Genomic DNA, 15,208 nt, shown 5'->3' with positions numbered 1-15,208 from the left:
GTCTAGAGCGTAATCAACTCTTTCGACCTGCGGCAACAGGGTCCCGCTCGGCGTGTCCAAGTCTACCCCGTGCGACCCGTGCTCCGTGCACGTCTATACCCAACCCCAGGGACAGCCAACCTGTTCCCACGGAGAAGTCCGCGCCGGGCTCGCTCAGCGCCAGCACCGACGGGCCCGCCCCACTGACCACGGCGGCCACACCGGCCGCACGCAGCGCACCGACCAGGGCAGCCGTGCCGGGCATCCCCTCGGCGCGGTAGTCCTGGTGCAGCCGGTCGACCGTGGCGGCCAGCAGCAGGGCCGGCTCGGCGGTCAGCGCGTGCACCAGCAGCGCGGCCCGGCCGGCGGTGAGCGCGGCGTCGGCGTGCGGGACTGCGCCGGGCAGCGCGGCCCGGGCCACGGCGGTCAGGCCGCGCTCCTCGGGCACGAAGACCGTCGGCCGCACCCGGCCGTCGACGGCCAGCGAGACCGCGCGGGCGCCGGACGGCTCCGTCCAGGCGATCGTGAAGCCGCCGAGCAGGCAGGGGGCGACGTTGTCCGGGTGGCCCTCGATCTCGGCCGCCAGCCGCAGCGCGCCCGCGTCGTCCAACCGCGTGTTCCCGTCGACGACCAGCGCCCGGGCCAGTTGCACGCCGGCCACGATGGCGGCCGACGAGGAGCCCAGGCCACGGGCCTGGGGGATCCGGTTGACGCACTCCACGGCGAAGCCCGACGGCTGGCCGCCCAGCGCGTCGAAGGTGGCCCGCATCGCCCGGGCGACGAGGTGCGCGTCGTCGTCGGGCAGCTCGCCCGCGCCCTGCCCGGTCACCGCCACCCGGACGCCGTCGGGCACCACCTCGGCGGCCACGTCGTCGTACAGGCCGAGCGCCAGCCCCAGCGCGTCGAACCCCGGACCGAGGTTGGCGCTGGTGGCGGGGACCCGGACCTTGACCGGCCCGGACACGAATGTCGTCGGCACGCGCTCATGCTAGGCCCCGGGACGACCCCGGCGGGGCTCCGCCCGCCCCGTGGGACTGGCCCGCCTCCGCTAGCCTGGCCGGGACGATCACGAGGCGGGAGTCGGCATGGAGTTCCTGACCTACTCGGTCACCCAGGTGGCGACACAGATCCCGAGCCTGCTGGTGCTGGTGGCGGGCCTCACGCTGGCGGTGGTCCTCCGCGCCCGGCTCGGCCGGCTCCCCCGCCTGCTGCTGGCGTCGGGCGTGGTGGTGCTGCTGGTCGGCATGCTGCTCAGCCTCGCCTGGCTGCTCGTCCTGCCCCGGCTCTACGCGTCCGGGGGGTCCTCGATGTCCGTCCTCACGGTGGCCCGGCTCGGCACCGGCGTCAGCCTCGTGCTCGCCCTGCTCCACCCCGCCGGGCTGGGCCTGGTGATCGCCGCCGCGCTGACCGGCCGGCGGCCGGCCGGCGGTGGGTGACGCCACCGGCGTACCCCGGGCGACGCGGCGGCGGGCGGTCAGCGGGCCGGCACGGGCTCGGCGACCGGGTCGGTCAGCGACAGCCGTCGGGTGGCGATCCGCCAGCCGACCGCGTAGACCAGCGTGACCAGGCCGCAGCCGGCCAGCACCACCCGCTCGTCCACCAGGTCGACCACCCCGGCCACCACGAGCTGGCTGACGGAGACGGCGAGCGTCGCCAGCATCATGTCGGTGGCGAAGACCCGGCCGCGCAGCCGGTCCGGCACCTCGCCCTGAAGGGCGAAGTTCGACATCACCCAGTTGCTCCCGCCGGCGAAGTGCGCCACGAAGACCAGCGCCAGCACCAGCGGGAACCAGTCGGCCATCGAGGTACCCACGTAGGCCAGGCCGTAGAGGGACATCGACAGGGCCAGCCCGGGCAGCAGCCAGGCCCGGTTGGTCAGCACCCGGCGCATCAGGATCGGCCCGACCAGCGCGCCCGCGCCGCGCACCGCGAAGAGCAGGCCGGTGCCGACCGCGCCCACCCCGTACACGCCGGCGAGCAGCGGGAAGATGGTGAGCACGCCGTTGCCCAGGCCCACCGCGGACTTCACGGTGACCAACCCGAGGACCCGGGGGCGGTGGCCGATGTAGCCCAGCGCCTCCCGGATCGCCGCCCAGGTGCGTTGGGCGGGCACGGCGGCGTCCCGGGGGGCCTGCAACGGGCGGCGGATCAGCGCCGCCAGCCCCGCCGCCAGCGTCAGGCCGACCGCGGCCACCCAGAAGCAGACGTACGGGCCGGCGGCGGCGCTGAGCACGCCGCCCAGCGAGGCGCCGACGACGGTCATCGTGCCCCAGGCGGAGCCGGCGACCGCGTTGCCGGCGGCCAGTTCCTCCGGGTCGAGGACGTTGGGCAGGGCGGCCTGGGCGGCCGGGGAGTAGAACGCCTTCGCCACCGCCACCACGGCGATCCCCGCCATCGCCAGCCACGCCGTGTCCGCGCTGCGGACGCCGAGCAGCAGCAGCACGCCGAGCAGCGACGCCACGTTGGCCGCCATCATGATCTTCTTGCGGTCGAACCGGTCGGCGATCGTCCCGGTGTACGGCAGCAGCAGCGCGACCACTCCGGTGTCCACGGCCAGCACGAGCGCGCCCCAGACGCCGCTGCCGGTCAGCGTCGGCAGCAGCACGAGCAGCGGCACCATGACGAACCAGTCCGCGCCGAAGACGACCAGCTCGGCCAGGAACAGGTTACGGAAGTTCCGGTTGCGGACCAGGACCGAGGCGGTGGGTGACACGTACCGGAACCCTACCCGCCGACGTGCGGCGGGCTCGCCCGGCGTAGCAGCTCGGAGACGGTGACGAAGGCGAAGCCGCGGTCCCGCAGGCCGGCGATCAGGTCGGGCAGGCCGCGCAACGCGACCAGCCGGCGGGTGTCACCGACGTCGTGGGCGAGCAGGATGGTGCCCGGCTGCACCCCCGCCACGATCCGTCGGGCGTGGCCGGCCGGATCGTCCGGATACCGCCCCTCGACCATCTGCAACGACCACAGCACGAGCCGGTAGTCCAGCCGGGCGGCGGCGTGCAGCACCGCGCCGCCGAGGTGCCCGTACGGCGGGCGGAGCAGCCGGGGGGCGACCCCGGCCGCCTCGGTGATCGCGTCGTGCGCCCGGCGCAGGTCGTCGTGGACCTCGGCGGCGTCGTGCCGGGCCAGGTCGTGGTGCGCCCAACTGTGGTTGCCCACCTCGTGCCGGCCGAGCCGGCCGCGCAGGATGCCGGCGTGCTGCCGGGCCCGCTGCCCCACCAGGAAGAACGTGGCCGGCACGGCGTACCGGTCGAGAGTGTCCAGCACCATCGGCGTCCACTGCGGCCGGGGGCCGTCGTCGAAGGTGAGCGCCACCAGCCGCTGCTCGGTGCGGGCCGCCCAGACGACCGACACCTCGCCGTCGCCGACCTGCTGGCGGTCGCCGCCCAGGGTGGCGCTCGCCGGGCCGCCCGCCAGCGGCAGCCGCCGGTCGGCGATCCAGGTGCTCTGGGCCGTGGCCCCGGCACCCAGCACCGCACCACCGGCGAACAGCCCGACCCGGCGCAGCACGGTCCGCCGCTCCCACCGGCCACCGCTGTCCGCCATGGCCCGCTCCGCTCGCCAGCGGTCGCCCACCCCGGGACGACCTCGACACCGCCAGTATGCGACAGACGACTCACCGCACCGGTCGGATACGCGACGAACCCTCCGCCCCGCACGCGACACGCCCCCGCCGGGCGGACCCGGCGAGGGCGTGTCGTGGTCGTGCCCCGGCTATTCGGCCGGCGGCAGCGGCGACTGCCGGCTCTTCGGCAACCGCAGCACCTCGAACTGGTCGGTGCCGTCCACCAGGGCCGCCGACGGCCCGGACCGGACCGGACCCACCGGCCCGCCCTCGGCGGGGGCGCCGACGGGGGCGCCCACCGGCACCGGCTCGCCGGCACCGGTCACCGGCACGTCGCCCGCACCCGGCCCGCCGGACTCCGGCGCCGAGCCACCGGGCCGGCGGCGACGGCGGGCCCGCAGCGACTCCTTGGTGTGCTCCACCATCGAATACAGCGTCGGGACCAGGATCAGGGTGAGCAGGGTGGAGCTGAGCAGGCCGCCGATCACCACGACCGCCAGCGGCTTGGAGATGAAGCCGCCCTCCCCGGTCAGCCCGAACGCCATCGGCAGCAGGGCGAAGATCGTCGCGACCGCGGTCATCAGGATCGGGCGCAGCCGGCGCCGGCCGCCCTCGACCACCGCCTCCCGGACCCCCATGCCCTGCGACCGGTACTGGTTGATCAGGTCCAGCAGGACGATCGCGTTCGTCACCACGATGCCGACGAGCATCAGCACGCCGATCAGCGCCGGCACGCCCAGCGGGGTGCCGGTCACCAGCAGCAGGCCGATCGCCCCGGTCGCCGCGAACGGCACCGAGATCAGCAGGATCAGCGCCTGGGTGAGGCTGCGGAACGTCGCCACCATGATCAGGAAGACGATCGCGATGGCGGCCAGCACTGCCAGGCCCAGGTCGGCGAACGCCTCCTCCTGGTCGGCGCTGACGCCGCCGATGCTGATGCTCGCCCCCGGCACGTCGATCGCGTCGAGCTTCTTCTGCAGCTCCTGGGTGGTCGCGCCGAGGTTGGCGCCGGTCGCCGTGCCGGTGACCGTGACGCTGCGCTCGCCGTCGATCCGGGTCACCTGCTGCGGCCCCTCGGCCTGGGTGACGTCGGCGATGTCGTCCAGCTTCACCGGCCCGACCGGCAGGCCGCGCAGCTCCGCCACGGTCGTCGGCGGCTTCGCGCCGCCGCGCAGCACCACGTCCTGCTGGCCGCCGTCGAGGGCCACCTGGCCCAGCGGGGCGCCCCGGTACGCCTGGGCCACGAGCTGCCCGACGGCCGCCTCGCTGAGCCCGATCCGGGCCGCGGCCAGCCGGTCCACGGTCACGTCCACCCGCGGCACCCGCTCGGCCAGGCTGGTCGAGACGTCCTCGACGTCGGCCGTGTCGGCCATCGCCAACCGCGCCTGCTCGGCCGCCCGGGCCAGCACCTCCGGGTCGGCCGCCTGGACGACGACCGCAAGCTGGTTGGTCGCGCCCTGGGCACCGCCGAAGCTCAGCTCGCCCACCTCCGGGCCGAGGGCGTCGAACTGCCGGCGCAGCGTCCGCTTCACCTCGGCCGCGTCGGCGTCGCCGTCCAACGCCACGGAGAAGGTGGCGGTGTTGTTGCCGCCGCCGCCCTGCCACGGCTGGTCGCTGCCTCCGGCGCTGACCTGGTACGTCTCGACGTTGCCGGAGCGCTCCAGCACCTCCTCGACCCGGCGGGCCGCCTGGTCGGTGGCCGCCAGGCTTGTGCCGGCCGGGAGCTGCTGGCTGATGGTCAGGGTGTCCTGGCCGGAGTCGTCCAGGAAGTTGGTCTTGAGCGCGCTGGACAGGCCGAAGGTGCCGAGCAGCACCAGCAGGCCCAGCCCCAGGGTGATCCAGCGGGTGCCCCGGCCCCGGGTGGCGAACCCGATCACCGGCAGGTACGCCCGCTGCAACGGGCTACGCAGCTCCTTCTCCTCGGCCGCACGGCGCGCGGCGGCGTCGTCCGCCCCGCCCCGCTTGGGCCGCAGGAACCAGTACGCCAGCACCGGGATCACCGTCAGCGAGACCAGCAGCGAGGCGAGCAGGGCCACCGTCACGGTGATCGCGAACGGCGCGAAGAGCTGCCCGACGAAGCCGCCGACCAGCGCGATCGGGGCGAAGACCGCCACCGTGGTCAGCGTCGACGCGGTCACCGCGCCGGCCACCTCGCGGACCGCGGTGAGGATCGCCTCCCGCTTCGGCTCGCCGTATTCCAGGTGGCGTTTGATGTTCTCCAGCACCACGATCGAGTCGTCCACCACCCGGCCCACCGCGATGGTCAGCGCGCCGAGGGTGAGCAGGTTGAGCGAGTAGTCGCCGATCCAGAGCGCGATCAGCGCCACCAGCACCGACAGCGGGATGGAGACCGCGGTGACCACGGTGGAGCGGACCGACAGCAGGAAGACCAGGATGACCACGACCGCCATGACCAGGCCCAGCAGGCCCTCGGTGGTGAGGCTCTCGATGGACTTCTCCACGAACGGCGCCTGGTCGAACACGACGGTCAGGTCCGCGCCGGACGCCGAGCGCAGATCGGCCAACCGGTCGCGGATCTCGTGGGAGATCTCCACGGCGTTGCCGTCCGGGGCGGCGGTGACCGCGATGCCGAGGCTGTCCAGGCCGTTGGTGCGGGTGAACGAGGTGGCCGGGGCGAGCTGCTGCTCCACGGCCGCCACGGCACCGAGCCGGACCGGGGCCGCCTTCGGGGCGGTCGGGGCCAGGACGATGCCCCTGAGGTCGTCGAGCGAGCGGATCGGCGTACCCACCTGGACGGTGAGCGCCCGCGAGCCGTCGGAGACCGCGCCGGCCGGCACGGCGATGCCGTTGGTCTTCAGGGCGGTGCCGATCGCGGTCGGCGCGAGCTTCGCGGCGGCCAGCTTGGCCGGGTCCGGGGTGACCGTGACGACCTGGTCGCGGGTGCCGGTCACCGCGACGGTGCGGACCCCCTTGATCGACTCCAGCTCCGGCACCACGGTGTCGCGCAGCTTGTCGGCCAGCACCCGCTCGTCGCCGCCGCCGGCCGCGGCGATCACCACGGCGGGGAGGTCGTCGGTGCTGCCGGTGAGGACCTGCGGGTCGACGCCCTCGGGAAGCTGTGCGTCGATCCGGCTCAGGGCGGTCTGCATCTTGTTGACCACGCCGTCCAGGTCGGTGCCGAACGCGAACTGCACCTGGACGATGGTGGAGCCCTCGCGGGAGGTCGAGGTGACCTTCTCCAGCCCCGGGATGCCCTGGAGGCTGTTCTCGATCGGCTCGGTGACCTGGGACTCGACGATCTCGGGCGCGGCACCGGGGTAGACCGCCACGACGAACGCGCCGGGGAACTCCAGCGACGGCAGGAGTTGCTGCTTCAACGACGGTACGGCGAACAGACCGAACAGCGTCGTGACCACCGCGATGAGGGCGACCAACCCCCGGTTGGCGAGGCTGAATCTGGCGAGCAGCGACATCGGCGTGGCTCACTCCTGAAGAGGAAGGCGGGACAGCTCGGTAAGGGAGAGTCTGCCGCACCGGCTCTTTTGTCCGGCCGCGGGGGTATCGCCCGGAGGGCCCGGCCCAGGGTGACCTGGGAGCGTTACCGGGCCGGTCAGGCCAGGTCGAGGGACCGGGCCGCGGCGAGCGGGTCGTTGGCGATGGTGACCGGGGCGGGAGCGGTGGAGATCGCCCACTCCGGGTCCTTCAGGCCGTGGCCGGTGACGGTGCAGACGACCGTGGCGCCGGCCGGGACCTTGCCGGCGGCGGCCTGCTGGAGCAGCCCGGCGACGCTGGCCGCGCTGCCCAGCTCGACGAAGACCCCGACCTCGCGGGCGAGCAGCCGGTACGCGGCCAGGATCTCCCGGTCGCTGACGGCGGCGATCAGCCCTCCGGAGGCGTCCCGGGCGTCGACGGCCTTGGTCCAGCTCGCCGGGTTGCCGATCCGGATCGCGGTGGCGATGGTGGACGGCTCGTGCACCACCTGACCGGTGACGATCGGGGCCGCCCCGGCGGCCTGGAAGCCGTACATCTTCGGGGCCTTCGTGGCGTTGCCGTCGCGCAGGTCCTCCGAGTAGCCCATCCAGTACGCGGAGACGTTGCCGGCGTTGCCGACCGGCAGGCAGTGGATGTCGGGGGCGTCGCCGAGCGCCTCGACGATCTCGAACGCGGCGGTCTTCTGCCCGTGCAGCCGGTCGATGTTGACCGAGTTGACCAGCGCGACCGGGTAGTCCTGGGCGAGTTTGGCGGCCAGCGCGAGGCAGTCGTCGAAGTTGCCGTTGACCTGGAGCAGCCGCGCGCCGTGCACCAGCGCCTGGGCCAGCTTGCCGAGGGCGATCTTGCCCTGCGGCACCAGCACCGCGCAGGTGATCCCGGCGCGGGCCGCGTACGCGGCGGCGGACGCGCTGGTGTTGCCGGTCGAGGCGCAGATGATCGCCTTGTCGCCGTGCTCGACGGCCTTGGAGACCGCGAGCGTCATCCCCCGGTCCTTGAACGAGCCGGTCGGGTTGGCCCCCTCGACCTTGAGGTGGACGTCACAGCCGAGCCGGGCGGAGAGCACCGGCGCGGGCAGCAGCGGGGTGTTCCCCTCGTGCAGCGTGACGACGGGCGTGGCGTCGGTGACCGGCAGCCGGTCCCGGTACGTCTCGATCAGGCCCCGCCACATGTCGCTCTCCTCGCCTCCTGCGCCCCCGCCGAGCTGGGGGCCTCTCCAGCGTGGCCCAGCCTTCCGGACCGGCCCGCGCCGCACCCGCGCATAACCACCAGGCGAGACGTGAGCGCGGCCGGGCTACTCACGCCTCGCCCTCGACCCGCAGCACGCTGGCCACCGACCGGACGATGTCCAGCCCGCGCAGCTCCCCCACGGTGGCGGCGAGCGCGGCGTCCGGCGCCACGTGGGTGACGACGACCAACTCGGCGTCGTCGCCGGAGCCGGCCCGGCCGCCGCCCGCCGAGCCCTGCCGGACGGTGGCGATGGACACGTCGTGCCGGGCGAACACCCCGGCCACCGAGGCCAGCACGCCGGGACGGTCGGCCACGTCGAGGCTGATGTGGTAGCGGGTCGGCGCCTCCCCCATCGGCCGCACCGCCAGGTCGGCGTACGCGGACTCACTGGCCGCGCGCACCCCGGCCAGCCGGTTGCGGGCCACCGCCACGACGTCGCCGAGCACGGCGCTGGCGGTCGGCGCGCCGCCCGCGCCCCGGCCGTAGAACATGAGCTGCCCGGCCGCCTCGGCCTCGACGAAGACCGCGTTGAACGCGTCGCCGACGCTGGCCAGCGGGTGGGTCAGCGGGATCATCGCGGGGTGCACCCGGACGCTGACCGTCTCGGCCCCGGCGGCGTCCCGGCCCCGGGCGGCGATGCACAGCAGCTTGATCGTGCAACCCATCGCCTTGGCGCTGGCCACGTCGGCGGCGGTGACCTCGGTGATCCCCTCACGGTGCACGTCGGCGGCGGTGACCCGGGTGTGGAACGCCAGCGAGGCGAGGATGGCCGCCTTGGCCGCCGCGTCGAAGCCCTCCACGTCGGCCGTCGGGTCCGCCTCCGCGTAGCCCAGCTCGGTGGCCTCCTCCAGCGCCTCGGCGAAGCCGGCGCCGGTGGCGTCCATCGCGGAGAGGATGAAGTTGGTGGTGCCGTTGACGATGCCGGTGACCCGGTTGACCCGGTCGCCGTGCAGCGAGTCGCGCAGCGGGCGCAGCAGCGGGATCGCCCCGGCCACCGACGCCTCGTAGTAGAGGTCCGCACCGCCCTCGGCCGCCGCGTCGTGCAGCGCCGCGCCGTCCTCGGCGAGCAGCGCCTTGTTGGCGGTGACCACGCTCTTGCCGGCCCGCAGCGCCTCGACCAGCCAGCCCCGGGCCGGCTCGATCCCGCCGACCACCTCGATCACCACGTCGACGTCGTCCCGCTTGATCAGGCCGAGCGGGTCGGTGGTGAACAGCGTCTCGTCGACCGGCAGGCCGCCGCGGTCCCGGCCGAGCCGGCGGACGGCGATCCCGACGATCTCCAGGGGGGCGCCGATCCGGGCGGCGAGGTCGGCCGACTGCTCGTGCAGCAGCCGTACCACCTCGCTGCCCACCGTTCCGCAGCCGAGCAGCGCCAAGCGCACAGGTGAGGTCATCCGACATCCAATGCGAGCAGGTCTTCTTCCGTCTCCCGCCGGACGATCAGCCGCGCCCGGCCGTCCCGCACCGCGACCACCGGCGGGCGGGGCACATGGTTGTAGTTGCTGGCCATGCTCCGGCAGTAGGCACCCGTACCGGGCACCGCGACAAGATCTCCGGGCTGCACGTCAGCGGGCAGGAATTCATCCTTCACCACGATGTCCCCGGACTCACAATGCTTTCCCACCACGCGGGCGAGCAGGGACTGCGCGGCCGAGGCCCGGGAGGCCAACGTCGCCGAGTACGACGCGTCGTAGAGCGCGGTGCGGATGTTGTCGCTCATCCCCCCGTCCACGCTCACGTACGTCCGGATCCCGTCCACGTCCTTGACCGTGCCGACCTCGTACAGCGTGAAGACGGCCGGCCCGACGACGGCCCGGCCGGGTTCGACGGACAGGCGCGGCACGGCCAGCCGCTCGGCGGCGCACTCGCCGTCGACGATCTTTCGCAGCCGCTTGGCCAGCTCCAGCGGGCCGGCCGGGTCGTCCTGGGTGGTGTACGCGATGCCGAAACCACCGCCGAGGTCCAGCTCGGGCAGCTCCACGCCCCGGGCGTCGCGGATCTGCGCCTGGAGGCCGAGCACCCGCCGGGCGGAGAGCTCGAAGCCGTTGGCGTCGAAGATCTGCGAGCCGATGTGCGAGTGCAGGCCGCGCAGGTCGAGCACGCCCTCGTCGAGGACCTTGAAGGCCGCCGCGACGGCGGCCCCGCCCGCGAGGGAGAAGCCGAACTTCTGGTCCTCGTGGGCGGTGGCGATGAACTCGTGGGTGTGCGCCTCCACGCCGACGGTGACCCGGATCAGCACGCCGGGCCGGACGCCCCGCTCGCGGGCCAGCGCGGTGAGCCGGTCGATCTCGGTGAACGAGTCGAGGATGATCCGCCCCACCCCGGCGTCCAGCGCCCGGGTCAGCTCGGCCACGGACTTGTTGTTGCCGTGGAAGCCGATCCGCTCCGCCGGCATCCCGGCCGACAGCGCGGTGGCCAGCTCGCCGCCGGTGCAGACGTCGAGGTGCAGGCCCTCCTCGGCGATCATCCGCACCACCGCACGGCAGAGGAACGCCTTGCCGGCGTAGTAGACGTCGGCGTCGGGGAAGGCGGCGCGGAAGTCCCGGCAGCGCGAGCGCAGGTCGTCCTCGTCGAGGACGTACACCGGGGTGCCGAACTCGGCCGCGATCTCCCGCACGCCGAGCCCGCCGACGGCGAGCGCGCCGTCGGCGGCCCGGCCGGGGTACGCAGCCAGGCCGGCCCCCGGTTGCCGATGTCGCCGTGCAGCGCACCGGCCTCGTGAGCCCGCATTACTGCTCTCCGCTTCGCGACTGCGGGGCTCGCACGCTCACTCCTCGCGCTCGCACGCGATCACATCCTCTCGGGAGCGGAGACGCCGAGCAGGTGCAGGCCGTTGGCGATCACCGTACGGGTGGCGTCGTTGAGCCACAGCCGGGCCCGGTGCAGGTCGGTGACCTCCTCGTCACCGCGCGGCAGGATCCGGCAGCTGTCGTAGAACCGGTGGTACGCCCCGGCCAGCTCCTCCAGGTACCGGGCCACCCGGTGCGGCTCGCGCAGCTCGGCGGCCGTGGCCACGACGGCGGGGAACTCGGCGAGTGCCTTGAGCAGCTCGTTCTCCTTGTCGTGGTAGAGCAGCTCGGGGTGGAAGGAGCCGGCGTCGCCCCGGGTCAGCCCCACCTCGGCGGCGTTGCGGCCCACACTGGCCGTCCGGGCCGCCACGTACTGCACGTAGTAGACCGGGTTGTCGCGGGTGGCCCGGGTCCACAGCTCCACGTCGATGTCGATCGGCGAGTCGCTGGAGTAGCGGGCCAGCGCGTACCGGGAGGCGTCCACGCCGATCGCGTCGACCAGGTCCTCCAGGGTGACCACGGTACCGGCCCGCTTGCTCATCCGCACCGGCGCGCCGTCGCGGACCAGGTTGACGAGCTGGCCGATCAGGATCTCCAGGTTGGTGTCCGGGTCGTCGCCGAAGCAGGCGGCCATCGCCCTCATCCGGCCGAGGTAGCCGTGGTGGTCGGCGCCCAGCATGATCACCACGCGGTCGAAGCCGCGCTCGCGCTTGTCGAGGTAGTACGCGCAGTCGGCGGCGAAGTACGTCCACTCGCCGTTGGACTTGCGCAGCACCCGGTCCTTGTCGTCGCCGAAGTCCGTGGTGCGCAGCCAGGTGGCCCCGTCGGTGTCGAAGACGTGGCCCTGCGCCCGCAGCCGGGCCAGCGCCTGGTCCAGCTCGCCCCGGTCGTGCAGGTCCTTCTCGTTGAAGTAGGTGTCGAACTCCACCCCGAACTCGCGCAGCGAGGACTTGATCTCGGTGAACATGAGCTGCACGCCCTCGACCCGGAACACCTCCTGGGCGGCTGCGTCGTCCAGGGTCAGCACGTCGGGCCGGCGGTTGCGCACCTCGGTGGCGATCTCCGCGATGTACGCGCCGCCGTAGCCGTCCTCCGGGGCGGGCTCGCCCTTCGCGGCGGCGAGCAGGGACCGGGCGAACCGGTCGATCTGGGAGCCCGCGTCGTTGAAGTAGTACTCCGTGCCGACATCGGCGCCGGTGGCCCGCAGCAGCCGGCTGAGCGCGTCGCCGACGGCGGCCCAGCGGACCCCGCCGATGTGCACCGGGCCGGTCGGGTTGGCCGAGACGAACTCCAGGTTGATCTTCTGCCCGGCGAGGGCCGCGCCCCGGCCGTACGCCGGCCCGGCCTCGACGATCGTCCGGGCGAGCTGGCCGGCGGCGGCCGGGTCGAGCCGGATGTTGAGGAAGCCCGGGCCGGCGATCTCCACCGACTTGACCCCGGGGGCCCGGCCGAGCTGCTCGACCAGCGCGGCGGCCAGGTCCCGCGGGGGCACGCCCACCTTCTTGCTGAGCTGGAGGGCGAGCGTCGAGGCGTAGTCGCCGTGCTCGGGGTTGCGCGGTCGCTCGACGGCGGTGCGCTCCGGAAGCGCCGCGCGGTCCAGGCCCCGGTCGGCGAAGACGGCGTGGGCTGCGGAGAGGACGACCTCGGCCAGTTCTGCGGGAGTCACCGAACCATGTTATCGGGGGTAGACTCGGGCACTCGGCGGCGACCCTGCGCGTGAAATCCGGCCCGCCACCCACCCTGACCGACCGACCTGACGAGGCACGATGAGCATCAGCACCCCGGGCGGCCCGGAGCGCCGTCCGACCGTGGTCACCACCGGCAAGAAGCCGGCGGCGGGCCGGCCGACGCCCGGCGCCAAGGCCGGGGACGGCAAGTCGACGGGCGCCGGCCCACGTCCCGCAGCGGGCGGCAAGGGCAAGGGCCCACGCAAGCCGATCGCACCGGTGAAGGTCAGCCAGGGCCGGTCCTGGGGGCCGATCGCGCTGTTCGTCGCGGTCGGCGTGCTCGCCGCGTCGATCATCGGCTACGGCGCGTGGGCCGCGTTCCAGGGCTCGAAGCCGTGGGAGAAGCGGGCCGCCGGCATCGACGGCGTCGTCGACTACCGGGAGAAGGAACCGGAACTGGTCAAGGGCGGCAACCACCAGCAGGGCGCGGTCAAGTACACGGTGACCCCGCCGGTGGCCGGCCCGCACAACGCGGCCTGGCAGAACTGCATGGGCGACGTCTACGACGCGCCGATCGCCAACGAGCACGCGGTGCACAGCCTGGAGCACGGCACGGTGTGGATCGCCTACCGCCCCGACCTGCCCGCCGACCAGGTGACCAAGCTGAAGAGCAAGGTCCAGGGCCAGGAGAAGATGATGCTCAGCCCGTACGAGGGGCTGGACAAGCCGATCTCGCTGCAGGCCTGGGGGTACCAGCTCAAGGTCGACAACGCCGACGACAGCCGGATCGACGAGTTCATCAAGACGCTGCGGGTGAACGCCTCGGTCGAGGGCCCGACCGCCAACTGCGACCAGGGCATCACGGCCACCGGCACCACGCCGCGTGACGGCAACCAGATGCCCACCCAGTGATCCGGACAGCGAGGACGGAAGCCCGATGACCGCACCCACGACGACCGACCGCGACCTGACGGAGGGCCCGGTGACCGACGACGGCGGCCGGCCGGCCGCGCGCCGCTTCGGCGTCCTGGTGGTCGCCGCCGCCGTCGTGGTCGGGCTCCTGCTCGGGTACGCGGGCGGCCTGCTCACGCCGAAGCTCACCCGCCCGGGTGACGCCTCGGCGGAGGCGGGCTTCGCCCGGGACATGACCAGCCACCACGCCCAGGCGGTGGCGATGGGGCTGATCGCGTTCCAGCGCGGCACCGACCCCGAGGTGGTCAGCATCGGCGGCGACATCGCCACCGGCCAGCAGGGCGAGATCGGCACCATGCAGACCTGGCTGCGCTCCTGGGGCCTCGACCCGTCCGGGTCACAGCCCCGGATGGCGTGGATGCCGGACGGCGAGGACACGGTGCGCGACGGGCTGATGCCGGGGATGGCCACCCCGGAGGAGCTGGCGAAGCTGCGCGCCGCCCAGGGCAGGGAGCTGGACGTCCTGTTCCTGGAGCTGATGATCCGGCACCACATCGGCGGGATCCACATGATCGACGGCGTCCTCGACGTCAGCGACCAGCCCGACGTCGTGCGCACCGCCCGGACCATGAAGAACACCCAGCAGACGGACCTCACCAACCTCAGGGCCGCCCTCGACCGGCTCAAGGGCTGAGCGTCCCGACGACGGAGAAGGCCCGCGCCCCCGCCCACCCGGCGGTCGGCGTGGGCCTGCCTTCTGCCCCGGCACCCGCTGCCCCGGCGACCGCATGTCCGATTGGCCGCTTTGGCGACATCACGCACCATTGCTGCGCTTGATGGACTTTTCTACCCACATATCGTGACCAGTTGCGATTCGGGCTCGTTGCGCAGGACGTGGGGGTTGCACTCAGAGACGCAGGGCGTTCGGTCACCAGCTGGTGCCGGCGCCACACGATCGGCGGTGACGGAACGGTGGCAGCCGTCCGTCGCGGACAGCGGCAGGGCGAGCCGGGAACGCTCAGCCGCGAACAGGAGCTGGAACTGATCGACGTCCTGCGGGGCGTCCACCCCGACGAGTTCGGCCTGGACGAGGAACTGTGGACGCGGCAGAGCCTCGCCACGCTCGTCCAGCGGCGGTTCGACCCGACCATGGACGCCAGCGCCGTCGGGGCGTACCTGCGGGCCTGGGGGCTGGGGCCGCGCGAACCGCGCGAGCGCGCCTGCGGCCTCTGCGTCGGCGCGGTCGAGCGCTGGGTACGGCTGGAGTACCCGGCGATCACCCGGGCCGCCCAGGAGCACCTGGCCGAGGTCTACTGGATCGGCCGGGTGCGGCTGCGCGGGACGATGCCGGCGGCCGACGTGGTCTCCGCCGTCTCGTCCCGGGGCCGGGTCCGGTTCATGGTGACCACGCCGTCGGTCGACCCGCCGCTGCCCCGGGACTTCGTGCTGCGGCTCAGCGGGGCCGAGGAGCGGCCCGTGCACCTCATCGTCGACGGCTCCTGGCCGAAGAACGAGTGGCCGCGCCGGCTGCCCCGGCGGATCGCGCTGCACCCGCTGCCGAGCTGCGGGCGCGCCGCCGCCTGACGGCCGGGCGGCCCGACACCGCCCACGCCGGC

At 73.7% G+C, this 15,208-nt stretch carries 11 protein-coding genes and 1 pseudogene; 4 read left to right on the top strand and 8 right to left on the bottom strand.

What is annotated here, in order from left to right:
* Positions 1-13 precede the first annotated feature (13 nt).
* Positions 14-958, bottom strand: coding sequence for a homoserine kinase (gene thrB, locus OOK41_RS08245; protein ID WP_266263682.1), 945 nt, complete (start codon positions 956-958; stop codon positions 14-16).
* Positions 959-1,064: 106 nt separating this feature from the next.
* Between thrB and OOK41_RS08240 the strand changes: the two genes are divergently transcribed.
* Positions 1,065-1,415, top strand: a complete 351-nt coding sequence (locus OOK41_RS08240) for a hypothetical protein (protein ID WP_266263680.1) — start codon at positions 1,065-1,067, stop codon at positions 1,413-1,415.
* A gap of 38 nt (positions 1,416-1,453) precedes the next feature.
* On the opposite strand, the gene OOK41_RS08235 is transcribed toward OOK41_RS08240, so the two are convergent.
* The 7 genes and pseudogenes from OOK41_RS08235 to argS all read right to left on the bottom strand — a co-directional run bounded on the left by OOK41_RS08235 (position 1,454) and on the right by argS (position 12,679).
* On the bottom strand, positions 1,454-2,692 hold the full coding sequence (locus OOK41_RS08235) for an MFS transporter (protein WP_117665498.1): 1,239 nt from the start codon (positions 2,690-2,692) through the stop codon (positions 1,454-1,456).
* An 11-nt stretch (positions 2,693-2,703) separates the two neighbouring features.
* Positions 2,704-3,525 carry a polysaccharide deacetylase family protein gene (locus OOK41_RS08230; RefSeq protein ID WP_117665496.1) on the bottom strand — a complete coding sequence of 274 codons (822 nt, stop codon included), beginning with the start codon at positions 3,523-3,525 and terminating at the stop codon, positions 2,704-2,706.
* Between the two features lie 168 nt (positions 3,526-3,693).
* Positions 3,694-6,978, bottom strand: a complete 3,285-nt coding sequence (locus tag OOK41_RS08225) for an efflux RND transporter permease subunit (RefSeq protein WP_266263678.1) — start codon at positions 6,976-6,978, stop codon at positions 3,694-3,696.
* A 137-nt stretch (positions 6,979-7,115) separates the two neighbouring features.
* Complete coding sequence (gene thrC / locus OOK41_RS08220; RefSeq protein ID WP_117665493.1) at positions 7,116-8,165, bottom strand: threonine synthase; 1,050 nt, start codon at positions 8,163-8,165, stop codon at positions 7,116-7,118.
* A 127-nt stretch (positions 8,166-8,292) separates the two neighbouring features.
* Positions 8,293-9,606: a homoserine dehydrogenase gene (locus OOK41_RS08215; protein WP_207892608.1), complete on the bottom strand. Its 1,314-nt coding sequence runs from the start codon at positions 9,604-9,606 to the stop codon at positions 8,293-8,295.
* An 8-nt stretch (positions 9,607-9,614) separates the two neighbouring features.
* Positions 9,615-10,954 (bottom strand): annotated as a pseudogene (gene lysA, locus OOK41_RS08210) (diaminopimelate decarboxylase).
* 60 nt (positions 10,955-11,014) lie between these two features.
* Positions 11,015-12,679, bottom strand: coding sequence for an arginine--tRNA ligase (argS, locus tag OOK41_RS08205; RefSeq protein WP_266263677.1), 1,665 nt, complete (start codon positions 12,677-12,679; stop codon positions 11,015-11,017).
* Positions 12,680-12,779: 100 nt separating this feature from the next.
* On the opposite strand from argS, the gene OOK41_RS08200 reads away from it, so the two are divergent.
* The 3 genes from OOK41_RS08200 to OOK41_RS08190 all read left to right on the top strand — a co-directional run bounded on the left by OOK41_RS08200 (position 12,780) and on the right by OOK41_RS08190 (position 15,176).
* A complete protein-coding gene (locus OOK41_RS08200) occupies positions 12,780-13,592 on the top strand; it encodes a DUF3105 domain-containing protein (protein ID WP_266263675.1) in 813 nt (270 codons plus the stop codon).
* A gap of 25 nt (positions 13,593-13,617) precedes the next feature.
* Positions 13,618-14,286 carry a DUF305 domain-containing protein gene (locus OOK41_RS08195; protein WP_117665483.1) on the top strand — a complete coding sequence of 223 codons (669 nt, stop codon included), beginning with the start codon at positions 13,618-13,620 and terminating at the stop codon, positions 14,284-14,286.
* Positions 14,287-14,486: 200 nt separating this feature from the next.
* Positions 14,487-15,176 carry a winged helix-turn-helix domain-containing protein gene (locus tag OOK41_RS08190; RefSeq protein ID WP_117665481.1) on the top strand — a complete coding sequence of 230 codons (690 nt, stop codon included), beginning with the start codon at positions 14,487-14,489 and terminating at the stop codon, positions 15,174-15,176.
* The last annotated feature ends 32 nt before the right edge of the window (positions 15,177-15,208 follow it).

The sequence above is a fragment of the Micromonospora sp. NBC_01655 genome, assembly GCF_026339755.1.
Lineage (GTDB): Bacteria > Actinomycetota > Actinomycetes > Mycobacteriales > Micromonosporaceae > Micromonospora.
The sequence above is the reverse complement of the archived record's forward strand: the minus strand, read 5'-3'. Positions and strand labels throughout refer to the sequence as shown.